This is a genomic window from Metabacillus niabensis, assembly GCF_020524345.1.
GTDB lineage: Bacteria > Bacillota > Bacilli > Bacillales > Bacillaceae > Metabacillus > Metabacillus niabensis_B.
The window spans coordinates 14,737-39,715 of record NZ_JAIVLH010000026.1 but is presented as its reverse complement, the minus strand read 5'-3'; the positions used below and the strand labels follow the sequence as shown (position 1 = coordinate 39,715).

Here is a 24,979-nt window from a genome sequence, read left to right as displayed (position 1 = left end):
GTAGTATATTAAGATATTATGTTTAAAGAGAATGATCTTATGTGAGTTCTCTTATTCGTCTGTCTAAAAAAAAGGTATACATAATGGTACGACGCAAAACCTATTACGCTTGATTTGAGGGGTGAATGAGTTGACAGGTCAACTAGTTCAGTATGGACGACACCGCCAACGCAGAAGTTATGCACGCATTAGTGAAGTGTTAGAATTACCAAATCTTATTGAGATTCAAACCTCTTCCTATCAGTGGTTTCTTGATGAGGGCTTGAGAGAAATGTTCCAGGATATTTCTCCTATTGAGGATTTCACTGGTAACCTCTCGCTAGAGTTCATTGATTATAGCTTGGGAGATCCTAAGTATCCTGTAGAGGAATCAAAAGAACGCGATGTTACCTATTCAGCGCCATTACGTGTGAAGGTGCGTTTGATTAACAAGGAAACTGGTGAAGTAAAAGATCAGGATGTCTTTATGGGAGATTTTCCTCTCATGACAGAAACAGGCACATTTGTGATTAATGGAGCAGAGCGCGTTATCGTGTCTCAATTGGTCCGTTCACCAAGTGTTTATTACAGTGGTAAAGTAGACAAAAATGGTAAAAAAGGCTTTACTGCGACTGTTATCCCAAACCGTGGAGCATGGTTAGAATACGAAACAGATGCGAAAGATGTTGTTTATGTACGAATAGATCGTACACGTAAATTACCAGTGACTGTCTTGTTACGTGCTCTTGGGTTTGGCTCTGATCAAGAAATCACCGACTTACTGGGTGAAAATGAGTACTTACGTAATACGCTTGATAAGGATAATACGGAAAGTACAGAGAAGGCTCTGCTTGAAATCTATGAGCGTCTTCGTCCAGGTGAGCCACCAACTGTGGATAATGCCAAGAGTTTGTTAGATTCAAGATTTTTTGATCCAAAGCGCTATGATCTAGCAAATGTAGGTCGCTATAAAATTAATAAAAAGCTTCACATTAAGAATCGTCTTTTTAACCAAAGATTAGCTGAAACGCTTGTAGACCCTGAAACAGGTGAGATTATTGCAGAAAAAGGCGCAATGATTGACAGAAGAACGCTTGATCGTATTCTTCCAAACCTGGAGAGTGGTGTAGGGTTTAAAAAAGAACAACCATCAGGTGGCGTTGTTGAAGAAGAAGTAACGATTCAGTCTATCAAGATTTATGCGCCAAATGACCCGGATGGTGAAAAGGTCATTAATGTATTAGGTAATGCATATGTAGAAGAGGCAGTTAAAAACATTACTGTTGCTGATATTTTAGCTTCTATCAGCTACTTCTTTAACCTTTTACATGGTGTAGGTGATACAGATGATATCGACCATCTTGGAAATCGCCGATTACGTTCTGTTGGTGAGTTATTACAAAACCAATTCAGAATTGGTTTATCCAGAATGGAACGTGTAGTTCGTGAGAGAATGTCTATTCAGGATACGAACACAATAACGCCACAACAATTAATTAATATTCGCCCGGTTATAGCGTCTATTAAGGAATTCTTTGGTAGCTCTCAATTATCTCAGTTCATGGATCAAACAAATCCTTTAGCTGAGTTAACTCATAAACGTCGTTTATCAGCACTTGGACCGGGTGGTTTAACTCGTGAACGTGCAGGCTTCGAAGTTCGAGACGTTCACTACTCTCACTATGGTCGTATGTGTCCAATTGAGACACCTGAGGGTCCGAACATCGGATTAATCAACTCACTTTCTTCATATGCAAAAGTTAATCGTTTCGGTTTCATTGAAACTCCATATCGTAGAGTTGACCCTGAAACAGGAAAAGTAACATCAAGAATTGATTACTTAACAGCTGATGAAGAGGATAACTATGTTGTTGCCCAAGCAAACGCAAGATTAGCTGATGATGGATCATTTATCGATGATGATATTGTTGCTCGTTTCCGTGGGGAGAATACGGTTGTTAATAAAGATCGTATCGACTACATGGATGTTTCTCCTAAGCAGGTCGTCTCTGCTGCAACAGCTTGTATTCCGTTCTTGGAAAATGACGACTCAAACCGTGCATTAATGGGTGCGAACATGCAACGTCAAGCAGTACCATTAATGAATCCTGAAGCTCCAATCGTTGGAACAGGTATGGAATATGTTTCTGGTAAAGATTCAGGAGCAGCTGTTATCTGTAAATATCCTGGTATTGTAGAGCGTGTGGAAGCGAAAAATGTTTGGGTTCGTCGTTATGAAGAAGTGGACGGTCAAAAGGTAAAAGGTAATTTAGATAAATATAGCATGTTGAAATTTATCCGTTCGAACCAAGGTACTTGTTACAACCAACGCCCGATCGTTAGTGAAGGTGATGAAGTAGTAAAAGGTGAAATTCTTGCGGATGGACCTTCTATGGAAAAAGGTGAACTTGCATTAGGAAGAAACGTAATGGTTGCCTTCATGACATGGGATGGTTATAACTATGAGGATGCTATCATCATGAGTGAAAGACTTGTAAAAGATGATGTATACACTTCTATACACATTGAAGAATATGAGTCTGAGTCTCGTGATACAAAACTAGGACCTGAAGAAATTACACGTGATATCCCGAACGTTGGGGAAGATGCTCTAAGAAACTTAGATGAGCGTGGGATTATTCGTATCGGTGCAGAAGTAAAAGACGGAGATCTACTAGTAGGGAAAGTTACTCCTAAAGGTGTAACTGAACTAACAGCAGAAGAAAGACTTTTACATGCAATCTTCGGAGAAAAAGCTCGTGAAGTACGTGATACTTCATTACGTGTACCACATGGTGGAGAGGGAATCATCTTAGATGTTAAAGTATTTAACCGTGAAGATGGAGATGAATTACCGCCAGGTGTTAACCAATTAGTCCGTGTATATATTGTCCAAAAGCGTAAGATCTCTGAAGGAGATAAGATGGCGGGACGACATGGTAACAAAGGGGTTATTTCACGTATTCTTCCTGAAGAAGATATGCCATACTTACCGGACGGCACACCTGTGGATATCATGTTAAATCCATTAGGGGTACCTTCTCGTATGAATATCGGTCAGGTATTAGAGTTGCATTTAGGGATGGCTGCTCGCAGATTAGGCATCCATGTTGCATCACCAGTATTTGATGGTGCTCGTGAGGAAGATGTATGGTCAACATTAGAAGAAGCTGGGATGGCACGAGATGCAAAAACAGTTCTTTATGATGGACGTACAGGTGAACCATTCGATAACCGTGTATCTGTAGGGATCATGTATATGATCAAACTTGCACACATGGTTGATGACAAGTTACATGCTCGTTCAACTGGACCATACTCACTAGTTACACAACAACCACTAGGTGGTAAAGCACAGTTTGGTGGTCAGCGTTTCGGTGAGATGGAGGTATGGGCACTTGAAGCATACGGTGCTGCATATACTTTACAAGAGATCTTAACTGTGAAATCGGATGATGTTGTTGGTCGTGTAAAAACATATGAAGCGATCGTAAAAGGTGAGAATGTACCAGAACCGGGTGTTCCTGAGTCATTTAAAGTATTAATTAAAGAACTTCAAAGCTTAGGTATGGATGTTAAAATGCTCTCAAGTGATGAGCAGGAAATTGAAATGAGAGACCTTGATGATGATGAAGATACACAACAAGCAGAAGGTCTTTCCGTTAATGAAACAGTAGAACCCGAGCCGGAAGTTGAAGAATTGGAAAAAGATACTGTAGCGAAAGAATAATTTTGTGAAAGTTGCCTAACATGATGTGATAAACAAACGGGGAGAATTCATCTCTCCGTTCATAAAATTTCACCTCTAGGTACATACAATTTTCCGTTTGTGATAGATCTTAAAAATTCAATAAATAGCACTTAAATTAGGGTATAACCTGAAGACGAAAAGGGAGGTAGGCCCCTTGATAGATGTAAATAATTTTGAATATATGAGCATCGGCTTGGCTTCACCTGACAAGATTCGCTCTTGGTCCTTTGGTGAAGTTAAGAAACCAGAAACAATCAATTACCGTACATTGAAGCCAGAGAAGGATGGTCTATTTTGTGAACGCATATTTGGACCAACAAAAGACTGGGAATGTCATTGTGGTAAATATAAAAGAGTTCGTTACAAAGGTGTAGTTTGTGATCGCTGTGGTGTAGAAGTAACCCGCGCAAAAGTTCGTCGTGAAAGAATGGGACACATTGAGCTTGCTGCTCCTGTATCTCATATCTGGTATTTTAAAGGTATTCCTAGCCGTATGGGATTAGTATTAGATATGTCTCCACGTGCGCTAGAGGAAGTTATTTATTTTGCTTCTTACGTGACGACTGACACAGGGGATACTCCACTAGAGAAGAAACAACTTCTATCTGAAAAAGAATATAGAGCTTACCGTGAAAAGTACGGTAACACTTTCCAAGCAGCAATGGGTGCTGAAGCTATTAAAAAACTTTTATCAGATATTGATCTTGATAAAGAAGTTGATACATTAAAAGAAGAACTAAAAACAGCACAAGGGCAACGGAGAACACGTGCAATTAAGCGATTGGAAGTTCTTGAAGCTTTCCGTAACTCCGGTAATGATCCATCTTGGATGATCCTTGATGTGCTACCTGTTATCCCACCTGAACTACGTCCAATGGTACAGCTTGATGGCGGACGTTTTGCAACATCCGACCTTAACGATCTATATAGACGTGTTATTAACCGTAATAACCGTTTGAAACGATTATTAGATCTTGGCGCACCTAGCATTATTGTTCAAAATGAAAAACGTATGCTTCAGGAAGCAGTAGATGCGTTGATTGATAATGGTCGTCGTGGCCGTCCTGTAACAGGACCGGGTAATCGTCCGTTAAAATCACTTTCGCATATGCTTAAAGGAAAACAAGGGCGTTTCCGTCAAAACCTATTGGGAAAACGTGTTGACTATTCAGGACGTTCAGTTATCGTCGTTGGTCCTAACCTAAAAATGTATCAATGCGGATTACCAAAAGAGATGGCTCTTGAGCTTTTCAAGCCGTTTGTTATGAAAGAGCTAGTAGAAAAAGGATTAGCTCATAACATAAAGAGTGCGAAACGGAAAATCGAGAGAGTACAACCGGAAGTATGGGATGTATTAGAATCAGTTATTAAAGAACATCCAGTATTACTTAACCGCGCCCCTACTCTTCATAGATTAGGAATTCAAGCTTTTGAGCCTACACTAGTAGAAGGTCGTGCAATTCGTCTTCACCCTCTTGTTTGTACTGCATATAATGCTGACTTTGATGGTGACCAAATGGCTGTTCACGTTCCGCTTTCTGCAGAAGCTCAAGCTGAAGCACGTATTCTAATGCTAGCTGCACAAAACATCCTTAATCCTAAGGATGGAAAACCGGTAGTTACACCTTCTCAGGATATGGTACTAGGTAACTATTACTTAACTCTTGAGCGTGCGGGTGCAATTGGTGAAGGAATGATCTTTAAAGATACAGATGAAGCATTGCTTGCTTATCAAAACGGATATGTACACTTACATACACGTGTTGCTGTTCAGGCATCTTCATTAAACAAACAAGCGTTTACTGAAGAACAAAATAAAATGCTTCTTGTCACAACAGTTGGTAAGTTGATTTTTAATGAAATCTTACCTGAATCATTCCCTTACATGAATGAGCCAACTAAGCAAAACATCGAGGAGAAAACTCCTGAAAAGTATTTTATTGATCCTACAGTGAATGTAAAAGAGCATGTCTCCACTCTTGAGGAAATAGCCCCATTCAAAAAGGGTATCCTCGGTAAGATTATTGCTGAAATCTTTAAGAAATTCCATATTACTGAGACATCTAAAATGCTTGATCGCATGAAAAATCTCGGTTTTAGATATTCAACAAAAGCAGGTATTACTGTTGGTGTATCTGATATCATAGTTTTAAAAGAAAAACAAGAAATCATCAGTGAAGCACAGACAAAGGTTGATAATGTATTAAAGCAGTTCCGAAGAGGTTTAATTACTGAAGACGAACGATATGAACGTGTTATTTCCATTTGGAGTGCGGCTAAAGATAATATCCAAGGCAAGCTGATGGCATCTCTTAATAAGCGTAACCCAATCTTCATGATGAGTGATTCAGGTGCCCGTGGTAACGCATCTAACTTTACTCAACTAGCTGGTATGCGTGGTCTTATGGCCAACCCGGCTGGACGTATTATTGAGTTACCAATTAAGTCGAGTTTCCGTGAAGGATTAACTGTATTAGAGTACTTCATCTCTACACACGGTGCCCGTAAAGGTCTTGCAGATACAGCCCTTAAAACAGCTGACTCAGGTTACTTAACTCGTCGACTTGTTGACGTTGCGCAAGATGTTATCATACGTGATGATGATTGCGGAACAGATCGTGGTATCTTGGCTGAGGCAATTAGAGAAGGTACTGAAATTATCGAGAAGTTAGACGAACGTTTAATTGGACGTTATTGCCGTAAGGCTGTAAAGCATCCTGAAACAGGTGCAGTTCTTGTAGACGAAAATGAGCTAATTACTGAGGATATTGCAGTTGAAATTATCAACGCTGGCATTGATAAGGTTTGGATTCGTTCTGCATTTACATGTAACACCAGACATGGGGTATGTAAAAAATGTTACGGAAGAAACCTTGCAACTGGTAGTGAAGTAGAAGTTGGGGAAGCAGTGGGTATTATCGCTGCTCAATCTATCGGTGAACCTGGTACGCAGTTAACAATGCGTACATTCCATACAGGTGGGGTTGCCGGAGATGATATCACTCAAGGTTTACCTCGTATTCAGGAGTTATTTGAAGCTAGAAATCCTAAAGGTCAAGCGATTATTTCTGAAATTAGTGGTGTTGTAGCTGAAATTAATGAAGTACGTGATAAACAACAAGAGATTGTAATCCAGGGTGAAGTAGAATCCCGTTCTTATACAGCACCTTATAATGCAAGACTAAAAGTTACTCAAGGTGATAAAATCGAGAGTGGTCAGGTCTTAACAGAAGGTTCAATTGATCCTAAAGAACTATTAAAAGTGAAGGATTTACAAGCAGTTCAACAATATCTATTACGTGAAGTTCAAAAAGTATACCGTATGCAAGGGGTAGAAATTGGTGATAAACACGTAGAGGTTATGGTACGACAAATGCTTCGTAAAGTCCGTGTTATGGATGCAGGTGATACAGACGTATTACCAGGTACTTTATTGGATGTTCATCAGTTCACTGATGCAAATAAACAAGTACTGTTAGACGGTAAACGTCCTGCAACAGGTCGCCCTGTATTACTTGGTATTACAAAAGCATCTCTAGAGACAGATTCCTTCTTATCTGCAGCATCATTCCAAGAAACAACTCGAGTTCTTACAGATGCAGCAATTAAAGGAAAACGCGATGAATTACTTGGTCTTAAAGAGAATGTTATCATTGGTAAACTTGTTCCTGCGGGCACTGGTATGCCGAGATATCGTCAAGCAGAGCCAATTGCAAAGGTTGAACAAACTGAGGAAGTTGTATCTGTTGATTAAGATCTAAACTTACTACTGTAGCTCATTGGGGGAATTTCCCTCAATGAGTGATTTAAATAATTAGTTGAACATGCAGAAAAAGGTAATAAAGTTTTTTTAATGCGTGTTGACATCTATCATGTTCAATGTTACTATATTCAAGGTGCTCAATCTTAAACCTGTTGCTTTGGAGGATATTTGATTGTGTCTTATGATAAAGTATCACAGGCAAATGAAATCATTGTTGGTACTAAGCAATCAGTTAAAGCTCTCTTAAACAATGATGTTAAGGAAATAGTCATTGCTGAAGATGCTGATGAACGAGTTGTACAAAAAGTCGTTCAAACAGCAGAACAAAAGCAAGTGCCCTTAATTAAAGTTGAATCTATGAAAAAGCTTGGAAAAGCTTGTGGAATAGAAGTTGGAGCTGCAGCTGTAGCTATAATCCGGTAAAAAGATGTTTTTGCAAGTTTAATATTGCAGAAACTTTGTTTTTGCCTAAATATGAACCACCTGGATGTGTGGTATTAATGATGAAGGGAGGAAAACTAAAATGCCTACTATTAATCAATTAGTGCGTAAAGGTCGCGTAAGCAAAATTGAGAAATCAAAATCACCTGCATTAAACAAAGGTTACAACAGCTTCAAAAAAGAGCAAACAAACGTATCTTCACCTCAAAAACGTGGTGTATGTACTCGTGTAGGTACGATGACGCCGAAGAAACCAAACTCAGCGCTTCGTAAATACGCTCGTGTTCGTTTAACAAACGGAATTGAAGTTACAGCATACATTCCTGGTATTGGCCACAACCTACAAGAGCACAGTGTTGTTCTTATCCGTGGTGGACGTGTAAAAGATTTACCGGGGGTACGTTATCACATCGTTCGTGGTGCGTTAGATACTGCTGGTGTTGATGGTCGTATGCAAGGCCGTTCTAAATACGGTACAAAACGTCCAAAAGCAGCTAAAAAATAATAATCATTTTAAAATAAAAATAAAAACCCAAAATGAAAGGAGGACATAACATGCCACGTAAAGGTCCTGTAACAAAAAGAGACGTATTACCAGATCCACTTTACAATTCAAAGCTTGTTACACGTTTAGTAAACAGAATTATGATCGACGGAAAAAGAGGTAAAGCACAATCTGTACTTTACAATGCTTTCGATTTAATTAAAGAACGTTCAGGTAATGATGCAATGGAAGTGTTTGAACAAGCACTTAAAAACATCATGCCGGTTCTTGAAGTTAAAGCACGTCGTGTAGGTGGTGCTAACTACCAAGTACCTGTTGAAGTACGTCCAGATCGTCGTACTACATTAGGTTTACGTTGGTTAGTAAACTACGCTCGTCTTCGTGGAGAAAAAACAATGGAAGAGCGTTTAGCTAACGAAATTCTAGATGCTGCTAACAACACAGGCGCAGCAGTTAAGAAACGTGAAGATACACACAAAATGGCTGAAGCAAATAAAGCATTTGCTCACTATCGCTGGTAATCAATATACTTTAAATACACTAAATTTTCCTATAAGGAAGGAGAAATTACCCAATGGCAAGAGAGTTCTCCTTAGCAAATACTCGTAATATCGGAATCATGGCTCACATTGATGCTGGTAAAACCACAACTACTGAGCGTGTTCTTTATTACACTGGTCGTATTCATAAAATTGGTGAAACTCACGAAGGTGCATCACAGATGGACTGGATGGAGCAAGAACAAGAACGTGGAATCACGATCACATCTGCTGCAACAACTGCACAGTGGAAAGGCCACCGTGTAAACATCATCGACACTCCAGGACACGTAGACTTCACAGTTGAGGTTGAACGTTCCCTGCGTGTACTTGATGGTGCTGTAGCAGTACTTGATGCTCAATCAGGTGTTGAACCTCAAACAGAAACTGTTTGGCGTCAAGCTACAACTTATGGAGTACCACGTGTTGTGTTCGTTAATAAAATGGACAAAATCGGTGCGGACTTCCTATATTCTGTAAAAACATTACATGAACGCCTTCAAGCTAATGCTCACCCAATCCAATTACCAATTGGTGCGGAAGATCAATTCGAAGGTATCATTGACTTAGTTGAAATGAATGCTACGTTCTATGGTAATGACTTAGGAACTGATATCCAAGTGGGAGAAATTCCTGAAGAATACCAAGATCAAGCGAATGAATACCGAGAAAGCTTAGTAGAAGCAGTAGCTGAACTTGATGAAGAATTAATGGAGAAATACCTTGGTGGTGAAGAAATCACTAACGAAGAGCTAAAAGCAGCAATTCGTAAAGGTACTTGTAGCGTTGATTTCTATCCAGTTATCTGTGGATCTGCTTTCAAAAACAAAGGTGTTCAAAAAATGCTAGATGCTGTTATCGATTACCTTCCATCTCCACTAGATGTACCGGCAATCAAAGGTACTCTACCTGATACAGATGAAGAAGTTACTCGTGAATCTAGCGATGAGGGTCCGTTTGCTGCTTTAGCGTTTAAAGTAATGACAGATCCTTATGTTGGTAAACTTACATTCTTCCGTGTTTACTCTGGTACATTAAGTTCTGGATCTTATATCCAAAACTCTACTAAAGGTAAACGTGAGCGTGTAGGTCGTATCCTTCAAATGCATGCAAACAGCCGTGAAGAAATCTCTGAAGTTTATGCTGGAGATATCGCAGCTGCTGTTGGTTTGAAAGATACTACAACTGGTGATACTCTATGTGACGACAAAAACCTTGTTATCCTTGAGTCTATGGAATTCCCAGAACCAGTTATTCAACTTTCTGTTGAACCAAAATCTAAAGCAGACCAAGACAAAATGACAACTGCTTTACAAAAACTTCAAGAGGAAGATCCAACTTTCAGAGCACATACTGATGCAGAAACTGGTCAAACAATTATTGCTGGTATGGGTGAGCTTCACTTAGATATTTTAGTTGATCGTATGAAACGTGAATTCAAAGTAGAAGCTAACGTTGGTGCTCCACAGGTTGCATATCGTGAAACATTCCGCCAAGGTGCTAAAGTCGAAGGTAAATTCGCTCGTCAATCTGGTGGACGTGGACAATTCGGACACGTGTGGATCGAATTTGAACCGAATGAAGAAGGTAAAGGTTTTGAGTTCGAAAACAAAATCGTTGGTGGGGTAGTACCTCGTGAATACGTACCTGCTGTTCAAGCTGGTCTTGAAGATGCAATGCAAAACGGTGTCTTAGCTGGTTATCCATTAGTTGATGTTAAAGCTGCATTAGTTGATGGTTCTTACCATGATGTTGACTCAAGTGAAATGGCGTTTAAAGTTGCTGCTTCATTAGCACTTAAAAATGCTGTATCAAAATGTAGCCCTGTAATTCTAGAGCCTGTTATGAAAGTTGAAGTAGTAGTGCCTGAAGAATACATGGGAGATATCATGGGCCAAGTTACAGCACGTCGTGGACGCGTTGAAGGTATGGAAGCTCGTGGGAATGCACAAGTTGTTCGCGCAATGATTCCACTTTCTGAAATGTTTGGTTATGCTACAGCATTACGTTCAAGTACTCAAGGTCGTGGTGTCTTCACTATGCACTTTGATCACTATGAAGAAGTACCAAAATCAGTTTCAGAAGAAATTATCAAAAAAAATAAAGGTGAGTAATTGATTTTTACCCCTTTTATGAAGTATAACTACTTATGTGAGAACAGAAAGTGAGAATCTCGCTTTCTGTTACATATATTATCCTAAAAAATACAATCTCTAAGGAGGATTTTTAGAATGGCTAAAGAAAAATTCGACCGTTCCAAAACGCATGCTAATATCGGTACTATCGGACACGTTGACCATGGTAAAACAACTTTAACAGCTGCAATCACAACTGTACTAGCTAAACGTAGTGGTAAAGGTGCTGCTATGGCTTATGATATGATCGACGCTGCTCCAGAAGAGCGTGAGCGTGGAATCACAATCTCAACTGCACACGTTGAGTATGAAACTGAAACTCGTCACTATGCACACGTTGACTGCCCAGGACATGCTGACTATGTTAAAAACATGATCACTGGTGCTGCACAAATGGATGGCGGTATCTTAGTAGTATCTGCTGCTGACGGCCCAATGCCACAAACTCGTGAGCACATCCTTTTATCTCGTCAAGTAGGTGTACCTTACCTTGTTGTATTCTTAAACAAATGTGACATGGTAGATGACGAAGAATTATTAGAATTAGTAGAAATGGAAGTTCGTGATTTACTATCTGAGTACGAATTCCCTGGTGATGATGTACCTGTAGTTAAAGGTTCTGCTCTTAAAGCTCTTGAAGGAGAAGCTGAGTGGGAAGAAAAAATCGTTGAATTAATGAACGCTGTTGATGAGTATATCCCAACTCCAACACGTGACACTGACAAGCCATTCATGATGCCAGTTGAGGATGTATTCTCTATCACTGGTCGTGGAACAGTTGCTACTGGTCGTGTTGAGCGTGGACAAGTTAAAGTTGGTGACGTAATCGACATCATCGGTTTAACTGAAGAGCCAAAATCAACAACTGTAACAGGTGTTGAAATGTTCCGTAAACTTCTTGACTATGCTGAAGCTGGTGACAACATCGGTGCACTACTTCGTGGTGTTGCACGTGATGATGTACAACGTGGACAAGTACTTGCTAAACCAGGTACAATCACTCCACACACAAAATTCAAAGCAGAAGTTTACGTTTTATCAAAAGAAGAAGGTGGACGTCACACTCCATTCTTCACTAACTACCGTCCTCAGTTCTACTTCCGTACAACTGATGTAACTGGTATCTGCCAACTTCCTGAAGGCGTAGAAATGGTTATGCCTGGAGATAACGTTGAAATGACTGTTGAGCTTATTGCTCCAATCGCGATTGAAGAAGGTACTAAATTCTCAATCCGTGAAGGTGGACGTACTGTAGGCGCAGGCGTTGTTGCAACTATCCAAGAATAATTAGATAAAGTTTAAAAAAGGACGAGCAAATGTGCTCGTCCTTTTTTGTTTTTTTTCTTCTATATATATATTCGATTTATTTGGAGCTGACAATTAAATCGTTGCTTCTATTTAAATATAAATATTATACACATAATATGTTGAACTGATAGATCCATTCTCTACTATTGAAATAATCTGTCTTAATAAAGAAGTAAACTAGATGAAATAGTAGTTAACTTTTAATTGGCCAGTACCATTTATATCTACAGGAAAAAGTTACAGATTAAACCATTACTGATATTCTTGATATTCGTAGATATTCTATGTATAATATGAAAAGTGCGTAAGAGTACTAGGTTTTTTATAAATTACTCTTGCATCTATTATAGGTTTTATGTATAATAGACAATGTTGGTCTTTGACTGCGATGAAGCAGGAGGTTGCCGATACACACGGCCGCTTTGCCATGGCGTGTGTAGGGAAAATTCTTGCGGAGAAAATGTCTATTTTAAAAGTAGGCGAAAAGGAGGGAAAATAATGGCAAAACAAAAGATTCGTATTCGTTTAAAAGCATATGATCACAGAATTCTTGATCAATCTGCAGAGAAAATTGTTGAAACTGCAAAACGTTCTGGTGCAAATGTATCTGGTCCGATTCCATTACCAACTGAAAGATCAGTTTACACGATCCTACGTGCGGTTCATAAATACAAAGATTCTCGTGAGCAATTCGAAATGCGTACGCATAAGCGTTTAATTGATATCATCAGCCCAACACCACAAACTGTTGATGCTTTAATGCGTTTAGACTTACCGTCTGGTGTTGACATTGAAATCAAATTATAATTCTTAAAATAAATAAGAAAAGACTATTAGGAGGTGTGACTCATGACCAAAGGAATCTTAGGAAGAAAAATTGGTATGACGCAAGTATTTGCAGAAAACGGTGATCTAATTCCGGTAACTGTTATCGAAGCTGCTCCAAACGTTGTTCTTCAAAAGAAAACTGTTGAAACTGATGGATATAATGCAGTTCAATTAGGTTTTGAAGACAAACGCGAAAAGTTATCGAACAAACCAGAAAAAGGCCACGTTGCGAAAGCTGATACTGCACCTAAGCGCTTCGTTAAAGAACTTCGTGAAGCAAGCTTAGAGCAAATCGAAGTTGGTCAAGAAGTCAAAGTTGATATTTTCACAGCAGGTGAAACTGTAGATGTAACAGGAATTTCTAAAGGGAAAGGTTTCCAAGGTGCTATTAAACGCCACGGACAATCTCGTGGACCTATGTCCCACGGTTCTCGTTACCATCGTCGCCCAGGTTCTATGGGACCTGTAGCACCTAACCGTGTATTCAAAAACAAATTATTACCTGGCCGTATGGGTGGAGAACGTATCACAGTTCAAAACTTAGAGATTGTTAAAGTGGATGCAGAACGCAACCTACTATTAATCAAAGGTAACGTTCCAGGACCTAAAAAAGCCCTAATCACTGTGAAAAGCGCAGTTAAATCTAAATAATTTCACTAGGAAAGGAGGAATTGGGTAATGCCGAAAGTAGCATTATTAAACCAAGCTGGATCAAACGTTGGAGAAATCGAACTAAATGATTCTGTGTTTGGTATTGAACCTAATCAGCATGTATTATTTGAAGCGGTTATCATGCAAAGAGCTTCCTTACGTCAAGGAACTCACAAAGTAAAAAATCGTTCTGAAGTAGCAGGCGGAGGTCGTAAACCTTGGCGCCAAAAGGGTACTGGTCGTGCTCGTCAAGGATCTATCCGTTCTCCACAATGGCGCGGCGGTGGTATCGTATTCGGACCAACACCACGTTCATATGCATATAAATTACCTAAAAAAGTACGCCGTTTAGCTATCAAATCAGCTTTATCATCTAAAGTAGTTGACAACAGCATCGTTGTATTAGAAGACTTAGCTCTTAACGCTCCAAAAACAAAAGAAATGGCTTCAGTATTAAAAGGTCTTTCTGTTGAGAAAAAAGCGTTAATCGTTACAGCTGACAACAACGAAAATGTTGCATTATCAGCACGTAATATCCCTGGAGTAACTGTAGTTACTGCAAATGGTGTTAACGTACTTGATGTACTAAACCATGATAAATTGATTATGACGAAAGCAGCGGTGCAAAAAGTAGAGGAGGTGCTTGCATAATGAAAGATCCTCGTGATATTATTAAGCGCCCCGTAATCACTGAACGTTCAACTGATTTAATGTCAGAGAAAAAATACACGTTTGAAGTTGATGTTAAGGCTAATAAAACTGAAGTTAAAGATGCGATCGAATCAATCTTTGGTGTAAAAGTTGAAAAAGTAAACATCATGAATTACAAAGGTAAATTCAAACGCGTTGGTCGTTACAGCGGTTTAACTAACCGTCGTCGTAAAGCGATCATTAAGCTTACAACTGATAGCAAAGAAATCGAATTATTCGAAGTATAATTTTAATAGAAAAGGAGGGATATCGATATGGCGATTAAAAAATATAAACCAACCTCAAACGGTCGTCGTGGTATGACAGTATCTGATTTTGCTGAAATTACGACAGACCAACCTGAAAAGTCGTTACTTGCTCCACTTCACAGAAAAGGTGGACGTAATAACCAAGGTAAATTAACAGTTCGTCACCAAGGGGGCGGACACAAGCGCCAATATCGTGTGATCGATTTTAAACGCGACAAAGATGGTATACCAGGACGCGTTGCTACAATCGAATACGATCCAAATCGTTCTGCAAACATCGCACTTATCAACTATGTTGATGGTGAAAAAAGATACATTCTTGCACCTAAAAACCTTCAAGTAGGTTTAGAAGTTATGTCTGGTCCTGAAGCGGATATTAAAGTAGGGAATGCACTTCCACTACAAAACATCCCAGTAGGTACTGTAGTACACAACATCGAATTAAAACCTGGTAAAGGCGGACAATTAGTTCGTTCAGCAGGTACATCTGCTCAAGTATTAGGTAAAGAAGGTAAATATGTACTTGTACGTTTAAACTCTGGTGAAGTTCGTATGATTCTTGCTACTTGCCGCGCGACTGTAGGTCAAGTTGGTAACGAGCAACATGAACTTATCAACATTGGTAAAGCAGGTCGTTCTCGTTGGTTAGGTAAACGCCCAACTGTTCGTGGATCTGTAATGAACCCTAACGATCACCCACACGGTGGTGGTGAAGGACGCGCTCCTATCGGACGTAAATCACCAATGTCTCCATGGGGTAAACCAACTCTTGGAGCTAAAACACGTAAGAAGAAAAACAAATCAGATAAGTTTATCGTGCGTCGTCGTAAAAAATAACGTGATTGAACTACGGTTCATTCGAACCGTAGCACGATCGCGAAGGGAGGTACAATCATGGGCCGTAGCTTAAAAAAAGGACCATTCGTTGATGATCATTTAATGAACAAAGTTGAAAAGTTAAATGAAACTGAGAAAAAGCAAGTTATTAAAACTTGGTCTCGTCGTTCTACAATTTTCCCACAATTCATTGGTCACACTATCGCTGTTTATGATGGACGTAAACATGTTCCTGTATATGTAACTGAAGACATGGTAGGTCATAAACTAGGTGAATTCGCACCTACTCGTACTTACAAAGGTCATGCTAGTGATGACAAAAAAACAAGACGTTAATGAGAGGAGGCATTTAAATGCAACAATCTAAAGCTGTCGCAAGAACAGTTCGTATTGCTCCTCGTAAAGCTCGTTTAGTTCTAGATCTTATTCGAGGTAAGCAAGTAGGTGAAGCAGTGGCGATTTTAAATCACACACCAAAGGCTGCTTCTCCAATCATAGAGAAAGTATTAAAATCAGCAGTGGCAAACGCTGAGCATAACTATGAAATGGACATTAATAGCTTAGTTGTATCTGAAGCTTATGCAAACGAAGGTCCAACTCTTAAACGTTTCCGTCCACGCGCTATGGGTCGTGCAAGTGCTATTAACAAGCGCACAAGCCACATCACAATCATCTTAACAGAAAAGAAGGAGGGATAATCCGTGGGTCAAAAGGTAAATCCAGTCGGTCTTCGTATTGGAGTTATTCGTGATTGGGAGTCAAAATGGTTCGCTGGAAAAGACTACTCAACTCTTTTACATGAAGATATCAAAATTCGTGAATATGTTACTAAACGTCTTAGTGATGCATCTGTTTCTAAAATCGAAATCGAGCGTGCAGCTAACCGTGTAAATATTACAATCCACACTGCTAAACCTGGAATGGTAATCGGTAAAGGTGGTACGGAAGTTGAAGCTCTACGTAAAGCTCTTAACCAATTAACTGGTAAAAGAGTTCACATCAACATTTTAGAAATCAAAAAAGCTGATTTAGATGCTAAATTAGTTGCTGAAAATATTGCACGTCAATTGGAAAACCGTATCTCTTTCCGTCGTGCTCAAAAACAAACAATTCAACGTGCTATGCGTGCTGGTGCACAGGGTATCAAAACTCAAGTTTCTGGTCGTCTAGGCGGAGCAGATATCGCACGTGCTGAGCATTATAGCGAAGGAACAGTTCCACTACACACACTTCGTGCTGATATCGATTATGGAACAGCTGAAGCTGATACAACTTACGGTAAATTAGGCGTAAAAGTTTGGATCTATCGTGGAGAGGTTCTTCCTACTAAGAAGAAAAAAGAGGAAGGAGGAAATTAATTATGTTATTGCCAAAACGCGTAAAATATCGTAGAGAGCACCGTGGAAAAATGCGCGGTCGCGCTAAAGGCGGTACTGAAGTACATTTCGGTGAGTTCGGAATTCAAGCTCTAGAAGCTTCTTGGATTACAAACCGCCAAATCGAGGCAGCTCGTATCGCGATGACTCGTTACATGAAACGTGGCGGAAAAGTTTGGATTAAAATCTTCCCTTCTAAGCCTTATACAGCTAAACCTTTAGAGGTTCGTATGGGATCTGGTAAAGGTGCTCCAGAAGGTTGGGTAGCAGTTGTAAAACCAGGTAAAGTAATGTTTGAAATCTCAGGTGTATCTGAAGAAGTAGCACGTGAAGCATTACGTTTAGCTTCTCATAAATTACCGATCAAAACGAAGTTCGTAAAACGTGAAGAAATTGGTGGTGAATCAAATGAAAGCTAATGATATTCGTGACCTAACCACTGCTGAAATTGAACAAAAAGTAAAATCTCTTAAAGAAGAGTTATTTAACCTTCGCTTTCAATTAGCGACAGGACAATTAGAAAATACTGCTCGCATCCGTGAAGTTCGTAAATCGATCGCTCGTATGAAAACTGTTATCCGTGAAAGAGAGCTCGCTGCTAATAATCGTTAATAAGAGAGGAGGTTTACCGAATGAGTGAACGTAACCAACGTAAAGTGTATACTGGTCGTGTTGTTTCTGACAAAATGGATAAAACTATCACTGTACTTGTTGAAACATACAAAACACATCCACTATACGGTAAACGTGTAAAATACTCTAAGAAATTCAAAGCTCATGATGAAAACAACCAAGCTAAAATCGGTGACATCGTAAAGATTATGGAAACTCGTCCATTATCAGCTACAAAACGTTTCCGTTTAGTAGAAGTTGTACAAGAAGCTATCATTATTTAATATTGTTCGGATAGTTAATTCCGAAGGGAGGTAACATAAGTGATCCAACAAGAATCTCGTTTAAAAGTTGCTGACAACTCTGGTGCTCGTGAAGTATTAACAATCAAAGTATTAGGTGGTTCTGGTCGTAAAACTGCTAATATCGGTGATGTAATTGTTTGTACGGTAAAACAAGCAACACCAGGTGGCGTTGTCAAAAAAGGTGATGTTGTTAAAGCTGTAATCGTTCGTACGAAGAGTGGTGCTCGTCGTTCAGATGGTTCTTACATCAAATTTGACGAAAATGCATGTGTTATCATTCGTGATGACAAAGGCCCTCGTGGTACTCGTATTTTCGGACCAGTTGCTCGTGAACTACGCGAAAACAACTTCATGAAAATCGTTTCTTTAGCTCCAGAAGTTCTATAATAAATTTCGATTGCCTTACTAAGGAGGTGCAACGAGGATGCATGTTAAAAAAGGTGATAAAGTAATGGTTATCTCTGGTAAGGATAAAGGTAAACAAGGCGTTGTTCTTGCTTCTTATCCTAAAAAAGATCGTGTACTTGTAGAAGGTATTAACATCGTGAAAAAACACGCTAAGCCATCTCAAGCTAACCCACAAGGTGGAATCTTAAACCAAGAGGCACCTATCCATGTATCAAATGTTATGCCACTTGATCCAAAATCTGGTGAACCGACTCGTGTTGGTTATAAAGTGGTAGACGGTAAAAAGGTACGTGTAGCAAAAAAATCTGGTGAAACTTTAGATAAATAGTAAATCAGGAAGGGAGGTATATAGATGAACCGCCTTAAAGAAAAGTATCAAAGTGAAATCACTCCTTCATTAATGAAGAAGTTCTCATATAAATCAGTAATGCAAGCTCCAAAATTAGAAAAAATCGTTATCAACATGGGTGTTGGTGATGCAGTTTCAAACTCAAAAGCTTTAGATGTAGCTGTTGAAGAGTTAACTCAAATCACTGGTCAAAAACCTGTTGTAACTAAAGCAAAAAAATCAATCGCGGGCTTCCGTCTTCGTGAAGGTATGCCAATCGGTGCAAAAGTTACACTTCGCGGTGAGCGTATGTACCAATTCTTAGATAAATTAATCTCTGTTTCATTACCACGTGTACGTGACTTCCGTGGGGTATCAAAGAAATCTTTTGATGGCCGTGGAAACTACACTTTAGGTGTGAAAGAGCAATTAATCTTCCCTGAGATTGATTATGATAAAGTAAACAAAGTTCGCGGTATGGATATCGTTATCGTTACTACTGCGAATACTGATGAAGAAGCACGCGAACTATTAACACAGTTCGGCATGCCGTTCCAAAAATAATCGCTAGTAAAGGGAGGCGAAATTGTGGCTAAAAAATCAATGATTGCTAAGCAAAAACGCACGCAAAAGTTTAAAGTACAAGAGTACACTCGCTGCGAACGTTGCGGACGTCCACACTCAGTACTACGCAAATTTAAGCTTTGCCGTATTTGTTTCCGTGAACTTGCTTATAAAGGTCAAATTCCAGGCGTGAAAAAAGCTAGCTGGTAAAACCGTAAAACGGGAAGGAGGTTATTTAGTAATGGTTATGACAGATCCTATTGCAGATATGCTTACTCGCATTCGTAATGCGAATATGGTACGTCACGAAAAACTTGAGTTTCCTGCATCTACAATTAAGAAGGAAATTGCAGAAATTCTTAAACGTGAAGGTTTCGTACGTGATGTTGAATATGTAGAAGATAACAAACAAGGTATCATTCGTATTTTCTTGAAATACGGTGCAAACAATGAGCGTGTAATCACTGGTCTAAAAAGAATCAGTAAACCAGGTTTACGTGTATATGCTAAAACTGGAGAAGTACCACGTGTACTTAACGGATTAGGTATTGCGATCGTTTCAACTTCTCAAGGTGTTTTGACTGACAAAGAGGCTCGTGCAAAACAAACTGGTGGAGAAGTATTAGCATACGTTTGGTAAAAAGTTTAAAAAAGAATGGAGGTGTAATGAATGTCTCGTATTGGTAAGAAAATACTTGAAATCCCTGCTGGTGTTACGATTAACATCGCTGAGGATAATACTGTAACAGTTAAAGGACCTAAAGGTGAATTAACTCGTACATTCAGCCCTGATATGAAAATCGTTATTGAAGATAATGTATTAACAGTTGCTCGCCCATCAGATGTAAAGGAGCACCGTGCTTTACACGGTACTACTCGTAGTCTATTAGGTAACATGGTTGAAGGTGTTTCTAAAGGATTTGAAAGAGGTTTAGAACTTATCGGTGTCGGTTACCGTGCTACAAAATCAGGTAACAAATTAGTCCTAAACGTAGGTTACTCTCACCCTGTTGAAATCACACCTGAATCCGGTATTGAAATTGAAGTACCATCACAAACAAAAGTTCTTGTAAAAGGAACTGATAAAGAGCGTGTTGGTGCTATTGCAGCTAACATTCGTGACGTTCGTCCACCAGAGCCTTATAAAGGTAAAGGTATCCGCTATGAAGGCGAACATGTACGTCGTAAAGAAGGTAAAACTGCGAAGTAATATCGCCTAGATGATAAGAAAGGAGTGACCTAAATGATTACTAAAGCTGATAAAAATGTTGTACGTAAAAAAAGACATGCTCGTGTTCGTGCTAAATTAGAAGGCACTGCAGTTCGTCCTCGTCTAAACGTATATCGTTCTAACCAACACATTTATGCTCAAGTAATTGATGATTCAAATTCTGTTACTTTAGTAAGTGCATCTACTTTAGATAAAGATCTTAATTTAGATTCTAAAAGCAATGTTGATGCTGCTCAAAAGGTTGGAGAATTAGTAGCTAAACGTGCTATCGAAAAAGGCGTTAAAACAGTTGTATTTGATCGCGGGGGTTATTTATACCATGGTCGTGTTAAAGCTCTAGCTGAAGCTGCTCGCGAGGCTGGACTTGAATTTTAATCGCAAAAGGAGGGACATAAAGAATGCGTCGTATTGATCCAAACAAATTAGAGCTTGAAGAACGCGTAGTTACGGTAAACCGCGTTGCTAAAGTTGTTAAAGGTGGTCGTCGTTTCCGCTTTGCAGCACTTGTTGTTGTAGGTGATAAAAACGGTCATGTAGGTTTCGGTACTGGTAAAGCTCAAGAGGTACCAGAAGCGATTCGTAAAGCAATTGAGGATGCTAAGAAAAACTTAATCGAGGTACCTATGGTAGGTACAACGATTCCTCACCAAATTATCGGACAGTTTGGTGCTGGTAACATCCTTTTAAAACCTGCATCTGAAGGTACTGGAGTTATCGCAGGAGGACCTGTTCGTGCGGTACTTGAGTTAGCTGGTGTAGCTGATATTCTTTCAAAATCTTTAGGTTCAAACACTCCAATCAACATGATTCGTGCAACAATCTCTGGATTAAATGAACTTAAGAGTGCCGAAGAAGTTGCGAAGTTACGTGGAAAAACGGTAGAAGAACTGTTAGGATAAGGAGGGAAAACAATGGCGAATAAGTTAGAAATTACCCTCACTCGCAGTGTGATTGGTCGTCCTGAAGACCAACGTATTACTGTTAAAACACTTGGTCTTAAAAAGTTACATCAAACTGTAGTCCAAGAAGATAATCCTGCGATTCGCGGTATGATTAATAAAGTTGCTCACTTAGTTACAGTTAAAGAACAATAATAGAAATATAAATAAATAAGGAGGTGTCCCGATGAAACTTCATGAGTTGAAACCAGCAGAAGGTTCACGTAAAACACGTAATCGTGTTGGTCGTGGTATCGGTTCTGGTAACGGTAAAACAGCTGGTAAAGGTCATAAAGGACAAAATGCTCGTTCTGGTGGTGGAGTTCGTCCAGGATTCGAAGGTGGTCAAACTCCTTTGTTCCAACGCTTACCTAAACGTGGATTTACGAACATTAACCGCAAGGACTTTGCAATTGTTAACCTTGATGTCCTGAATCGTTTTGAAGATGGCACAGAGGTTACTCCAGAATTCTTACTTGAAACAGGTGTTCTAAGTAATGTTAAGTCTGGTGTTAAAATCCTTGGTAACGGTCAGTTAGAGAAAAAACTTACTGTAAAAGCTAACAAGTTCTCTGCTTCTGCTAAAGAAGCAATTGAATCTGCTGGCGGTACAGCTGAGGTGATCTAATGTTTAAAACAATCTCCAATTTTATGCGCGTGGGTGATATTAGAAGTAAGATCATATTCACCCTTTTAATGTTAGTTGTATTTCGTATTGGAACGTTCATTCCTGTGCCCAATGTTAATGCTGATGTATTAAGAGCTCAGGATGAACTAAATGTATTCGGAATTCTTAATACCTTCGGTGGTGGTGCACTTTTTAATTTCTCTATTCTCGCAATGGGAATTATGCCGTACATCACAGCTTCGATTATCGTTCAACTTTTACAGATGGATGTTGTACCGAAGTTTACTGAATGGTCTAAACAAGGTGATGTTGGGCGACGTAAGCTTGCTCAATTTACAAGATACTTTACGATAATATTAGGTTTCATCCAGGCGTTAGGTATGTCCTATGGATTTAACACCCAGTCAGGTGGGATGTTAATTGAAAATCCAGGTATAGGAACATACTTATTAATTGCGATTGTCTTAACTGCTGGTACAGCATTCTTGATGTGGTTAGGAGAACAAATCACCTCTAAGGGTGTTGGTAATGGGATTTCCATTATCATTTTTGCTGGGATTGCAGCTGGAATCCCCTCAACTGTTAACCAAATTTATGCACAACAATTTGAAGATGCAGGTGACCAATTATTTATTAAAATAGTGACGGTTGCCATTCTATTATTAGCAATTTTAGCTGTTGTGGTAGGAGTTATCTTTATCCAACAAGCACTTCGTAAAATACCAATTCAATATGCAAAAGGATCCAGTAATAAAAATATGGGTGGAGGACATACAACTCACCTGCCTTTAAAAGTGAATCCTGCCGGTGTAATCCCTGTTATCTTTGCAGTGTCTTTTATTATTACACCACCAACAATTGCAGCATTCTTTGGTCCAAACGATGTCACAGATTGGATTCAGAAAACCTTTGACTACACTCAGCCTGTAGGTATGATTATCTACATCGCTTTAATACTTGCTTTCACATACTTTTATACATTTGTTCAAGTTAACCCTGAGCAAATGGCTGAAAACTTGAAGAAACAAGGCGGTTATATTCCTGGAATCCGTCCGGGAAAAAGCACGCAGGAATATGTTACAAAGGTATTATATCGTTTAACTTTTGTTGGTTCTCTTTTCTTAGCAGCTATAGCTGTTCTTCCTGTTTTCTTTATAAAATTTGCTGACCTGCCTCAATCCGCTCAGATTGGTGGAACAAGTTTACTTATCGTTGTCGGCGTTGCCTTAGAGACGATGAAGCAGCTTGAAAGTCAGTTAGTGAAACGTCATTATAAAGGCTTTATTAAATAATGAGGATATGGGAAATCCTTCCCATTCCCTCTAAATAGAGACTGAGGGGGGAATACAAATGAATCTAGTATTGATGGGCCTTCCAGGTGCTGGTAAAGGTACTCAAGCTGAACGTATTGTAGAAAAATACAATATCCCTCATATCTCGACAGGAGATATGTTCAGAGCTGCTATGAAAGAAGAAACAGAACTAGGACTTCAAGCAAAATCTTTTATCGACAAGGGTGAATTAGTACCAGATGAAGTAACAATTGGTATTGTTCGCGAGAGATTAGGCAAGAATGATTGCCAAAAAGGTTTTTTGTTAGACGGTTTTCCTAGAACAGTAGCTCAGGCAGATGCGCTTGAGGGAATTCTATCAGAGCTTAACAAACAGATTGATTACGTTATTAACATTGAAGTGAACAAAGATATCTTAATGGAACGTTTAACTGGTCGTCGAATCTGTAAACAGTGTGGCGCAACTTACCATTTAGTATTTAACCCACCTGCTCATGAAGGCAAGTGTGATAAATGTGGTGGAGAGCTCTATCAACGTGCAGATGATAACGAAGAAACGGTTGCAAATCGTTTGGAAGTTAACCTCCAACAAACTCAACCTCTATTAGACTTCTATAACGAAAAAGGTTATTTACGAAACATAGATGGTGAGCAGGATATTGACATGGTATTTAATGATGTTGATCAGCTGGTTGGAGGACTAGGTGCATGATCATTTGTAAGACTCAGCGTGAACTTGATATTATGCGAGAAGCCGGCCGCATTGTGGCTTTAACTCATAAAGAGTTAAAAAAACATGTTAAACCTGGTATTACTACAAAAGAATTGGATGCAATTGCCGAAAAGTTTATTCGTGCAAATGATGCAATTCCTTCTTTTAAAGGGTATAATGGTTTCCGCGGAAGTATATGTGCTTCAGTAAATGAAGAACTTGTTCACGGGATACCGGGTGACCGCGTATTAAATGAAGGGGATATCATTAGTATCGACATTGGTGCGAAATATAATGGATATCATGGTGATTCTGCTTGGACATACGCTGTTGGCAAAATTTCCGATGAAGCCCAAAAACTGTTAGATGTAACAGAACAATCTTTATTTAAGGGCTTGGAGGAAGCAAAAGCTGGAGTTCGATTGTCCAATATCTCTCATGCAATTCAAACTTTTGTCGAACAACACGGTTTTTCGGTTGTTAGAGAATATGTTGGTCATGGAGTAGGGCAGGAATTACATGAAGATCCACAAATTCCACATTATGGTCCACCTAATAAAGGACCAAGATTAAAGCCAGGTATGGTACTAGCGATCGAACCTATGGTTAATGCAGGTACCCGATATGTTAAAACGTTGGCAGATGATTGGACTGTTGTTACAGTAGACGGTAAGTATTGTGCTCATTTCGAGCATACAATCGCCATTACTGAAGATGGCTTTGAGATTCTGACAATAGAGTAAATGAAGGTGACATTGCTTATTTTAGATCGGGATTTCCATTCCTGGTGTGTATGTGCTTGTCTAGCACCGACTGGATGAGCTATAATATACGCCAATTGAAAAGGAATTCGTTTTTTTGACGGAGAAAAGCGAAAGTTTCTCTCTCT

At 39.3% G+C, this 24,979-nt stretch carries 31 protein-coding genes; all 31 read left to right on the top strand.

What is annotated here, in order from left to right; genetic code table 11:
- Nucleotides 1-130: 130 nt before the first annotated feature.
- Entirely contained in the window at nt 131-3,709 is a 3,579-nt protein-coding gene (rpoB, locus tag LC095_RS22630; protein WP_026561212.1) for a DNA-directed RNA polymerase subunit beta, read from the top strand.
- Nucleotides 3,710-3,884: 175 nt separating this feature from the next.
- The gene (gene rpoC / locus LC095_RS22625; RefSeq protein WP_226530306.1) at nt 3,885-7,484 is read left to right on the top strand and encodes a DNA-directed RNA polymerase subunit beta'; all 3,600 of its coding nucleotides are present in this window, start codon (nt 3,885-3,887) and stop codon (nt 7,482-7,484) included.
- Between the two features lie 183 nt (nt 7,485-7,667).
- Entirely contained in the window at nt 7,668-7,916 is a 249-nt protein-coding gene (locus tag LC095_RS22620; protein ID WP_226530305.1) for a 50S ribosomal protein L7ae-like protein, read from the top strand.
- A gap of 100 nt (nt 7,917-8,016) precedes the next feature.
- Nucleotides 8,017-8,439 (top strand): 30S ribosomal protein S12, encoded by a 423-nt coding sequence (gene rpsL, locus LC095_RS22615; RefSeq protein WP_026561215.1) that lies wholly within the window; start codon nt 8,017-8,019, stop codon nt 8,437-8,439.
- 50 nt (nt 8,440-8,489) lie between these two features.
- On the top strand, nt 8,490-8,960 hold the full coding sequence (gene rpsG, locus LC095_RS22610; RefSeq protein WP_026561216.1) for a 30S ribosomal protein S7: 471 nt from the start codon (nt 8,490-8,492) through the stop codon (nt 8,958-8,960).
- Between the two features lie 53 nt (nt 8,961-9,013).
- A complete protein-coding gene (gene fusA / locus LC095_RS22605; protein ID WP_226530304.1) occupies nt 9,014-11,092 on the top strand; it encodes an elongation factor G in 2,079 nt (692 codons plus the stop codon).
- A 117-nt stretch (nt 11,093-11,209) separates the two neighbouring features.
- On the top strand, nt 11,210-12,400 hold the full coding sequence (tuf, locus tag LC095_RS22600; protein ID WP_226530303.1) for an elongation factor Tu: 1,191 nt from the start codon (nt 11,210-11,212) through the stop codon (nt 12,398-12,400).
- Between the two features lie 519 nt (nt 12,401-12,919).
- The gene (rpsJ, locus tag LC095_RS22595) at nt 12,920-13,228 is read left to right on the top strand and encodes a 30S ribosomal protein S10 (RefSeq protein WP_026561219.1); all 309 of its coding nucleotides are present in this window, start codon (nt 12,920-12,922) and stop codon (nt 13,226-13,228) included.
- A gap of 42 nt (nt 13,229-13,270) precedes the next feature.
- A complete protein-coding gene (gene rplC / locus LC095_RS22590) occupies nt 13,271-13,900 on the top strand; it encodes a 50S ribosomal protein L3 (protein ID WP_026561220.1) in 630 nt (209 codons plus the stop codon).
- Nucleotides 13,901-13,927: 27 nt separating this feature from the next.
- The gene (gene rplD / locus LC095_RS22585) at nt 13,928-14,551 is read left to right on the top strand and encodes a 50S ribosomal protein L4 (protein WP_216774878.1); all 624 of its coding nucleotides are present in this window, start codon (nt 13,928-13,930) and stop codon (nt 14,549-14,551) included.
- Nucleotides 14,551-14,838 carry a 50S ribosomal protein L23 gene (gene rplW, locus LC095_RS22580; RefSeq protein WP_026561222.1) on the top strand — a complete coding sequence of 96 codons (288 nt, stop codon included), beginning with the start codon at nt 14,551-14,553 and terminating at the stop codon, nt 14,836-14,838. The genes rplD and rplW overlap by 1 nt, the downstream gene beginning before the upstream one ends.
- A 27-nt stretch (nt 14,839-14,865) precedes the next feature.
- Nucleotides 14,866-15,696 carry a 50S ribosomal protein L2 gene (gene rplB / locus LC095_RS22575; protein WP_026561223.1) on the top strand — a complete coding sequence of 277 codons (831 nt, stop codon included), beginning with the start codon at nt 14,866-14,868 and terminating at the stop codon, nt 15,694-15,696.
- Between the two features lie 57 nt (nt 15,697-15,753).
- A complete protein-coding gene (rpsS, locus tag LC095_RS22570; RefSeq protein WP_026561224.1) occupies nt 15,754-16,032 on the top strand; it encodes a 30S ribosomal protein S19 in 279 nt (92 codons plus the stop codon).
- A gap of 17 nt (nt 16,033-16,049) precedes the next feature.
- Nucleotides 16,050-16,394 (top strand): 50S ribosomal protein L22, encoded by a 345-nt coding sequence (gene rplV / locus LC095_RS22565; protein WP_072581456.1) that lies wholly within the window; start codon nt 16,050-16,052, stop codon nt 16,392-16,394.
- Between the two features lie 3 nt (nt 16,395-16,397).
- Nucleotides 16,398-17,054 (top strand): 30S ribosomal protein S3, encoded by a 657-nt coding sequence (gene rpsC / locus LC095_RS22560; protein ID WP_078433104.1) that lies wholly within the window; start codon nt 16,398-16,400, stop codon nt 17,052-17,054.
- Between the two features lie 2 nt (nt 17,055-17,056).
- Nucleotides 17,057-17,491, top strand: coding sequence for a 50S ribosomal protein L16 (gene rplP, locus LC095_RS22555; RefSeq protein WP_026561227.1), 435 nt, complete (start codon nt 17,057-17,059; stop codon nt 17,489-17,491).
- A complete protein-coding gene (rpmC, locus tag LC095_RS22550; RefSeq protein WP_078433105.1) occupies nt 17,481-17,684 on the top strand; it encodes a 50S ribosomal protein L29 in 204 nt (67 codons plus the stop codon). Before rplP ends, rpmC begins: the two co-directional genes overlap by 11 nt.
- Nucleotides 17,685-17,704: 20 nt before the next feature.
- The gene (rpsQ, locus tag LC095_RS22545) at nt 17,705-17,968 is read left to right on the top strand and encodes a 30S ribosomal protein S17 (RefSeq protein WP_226530302.1); all 264 of its coding nucleotides are present in this window, start codon (nt 17,705-17,707) and stop codon (nt 17,966-17,968) included.
- Nucleotides 17,969-18,007: 39 nt separating this feature from the next.
- Nucleotides 18,008-18,376 (top strand): 50S ribosomal protein L14, encoded by a 369-nt coding sequence (gene rplN, locus LC095_RS22540; RefSeq protein WP_026561230.1) that lies wholly within the window; start codon nt 18,008-18,010, stop codon nt 18,374-18,376.
- Between the two features lie 37 nt (nt 18,377-18,413).
- Entirely contained in the window at nt 18,414-18,725 is a 312-nt protein-coding gene (gene rplX, locus LC095_RS22535; protein WP_226530301.1) for a 50S ribosomal protein L24, read from the top strand.
- A 24-nt stretch (nt 18,726-18,749) separates the two neighbouring features.
- Nucleotides 18,750-19,289: a 50S ribosomal protein L5 gene (gene rplE, locus LC095_RS22530; protein WP_226530300.1), complete on the top strand. Its 540-nt coding sequence runs from the start codon at nt 18,750-18,752 to the stop codon at nt 19,287-19,289.
- A 24-nt stretch (nt 19,290-19,313) separates the two neighbouring features.
- Nucleotides 19,314-19,499 carry a 30S ribosomal protein S14 gene (gene rpsN, locus LC095_RS22525; protein ID WP_010285078.1) on the top strand — a complete coding sequence of 62 codons (186 nt, stop codon included), beginning with the start codon at nt 19,314-19,316 and terminating at the stop codon, nt 19,497-19,499.
- Nucleotides 19,500-19,530: 31 nt separating this feature from the next.
- The gene (gene rpsH / locus LC095_RS22520) at nt 19,531-19,929 is read left to right on the top strand and encodes a 30S ribosomal protein S8 (RefSeq protein ID WP_026561233.1); all 399 of its coding nucleotides are present in this window, start codon (nt 19,531-19,533) and stop codon (nt 19,927-19,929) included.
- Nucleotides 19,930-19,959: 30 nt separating this feature from the next.
- On the top strand, nt 19,960-20,499 hold the full coding sequence (gene rplF, locus LC095_RS22515; protein WP_078433108.1) for a 50S ribosomal protein L6: 540 nt from the start codon (nt 19,960-19,962) through the stop codon (nt 20,497-20,499).
- Between the two features lie 33 nt (nt 20,500-20,532).
- Entirely contained in the window at nt 20,533-20,895 is a 363-nt protein-coding gene (gene rplR, locus LC095_RS22510) for a 50S ribosomal protein L18 (protein WP_026561235.1), read from the top strand.
- Nucleotides 20,896-20,918: 23 nt separating this feature from the next.
- Nucleotides 20,919-21,419, top strand: a complete 501-nt coding sequence (gene rpsE / locus LC095_RS22505) for a 30S ribosomal protein S5 (protein ID WP_078433109.1) — start codon at nt 20,919-20,921, stop codon at nt 21,417-21,419.
- 12 nt (nt 21,420-21,431) lie between these two features.
- Nucleotides 21,432-21,614, top strand: a complete 183-nt coding sequence (rpmD, locus tag LC095_RS22500) for a 50S ribosomal protein L30 (RefSeq protein ID WP_026561237.1) — start codon at nt 21,432-21,434, stop codon at nt 21,612-21,614.
- Between the two features lie 31 nt (nt 21,615-21,645).
- Nucleotides 21,646-22,086: a 50S ribosomal protein L15 gene (gene rplO, locus LC095_RS22495; RefSeq protein ID WP_078433110.1), complete on the top strand. Its 441-nt coding sequence runs from the start codon at nt 21,646-21,648 to the stop codon at nt 22,084-22,086.
- Complete coding sequence (gene secY, locus LC095_RS22490; RefSeq protein ID WP_216774873.1) at nt 22,086-23,378, top strand: preprotein translocase subunit SecY; 1,293 nt, start codon at nt 22,086-22,088, stop codon at nt 23,376-23,378. Before rplO ends, secY begins: the two co-directional genes overlap by 1 nt.
- Before the next feature lie 58 nt (nt 23,379-23,436).
- A complete protein-coding gene (locus tag LC095_RS22485; protein ID WP_226530299.1) occupies nt 23,437-24,090 on the top strand; it encodes an adenylate kinase in 654 nt (217 codons plus the stop codon).
- A complete protein-coding gene (gene map / locus LC095_RS22480; RefSeq protein WP_216774872.1) occupies nt 24,087-24,833 on the top strand; it encodes a type I methionyl aminopeptidase in 747 nt (248 codons plus the stop codon). Before LC095_RS22485 ends, map begins: the two co-directional genes overlap by 4 nt.
- The last annotated feature ends 146 nt before the right edge of the window (nt 24,834-24,979 follow it).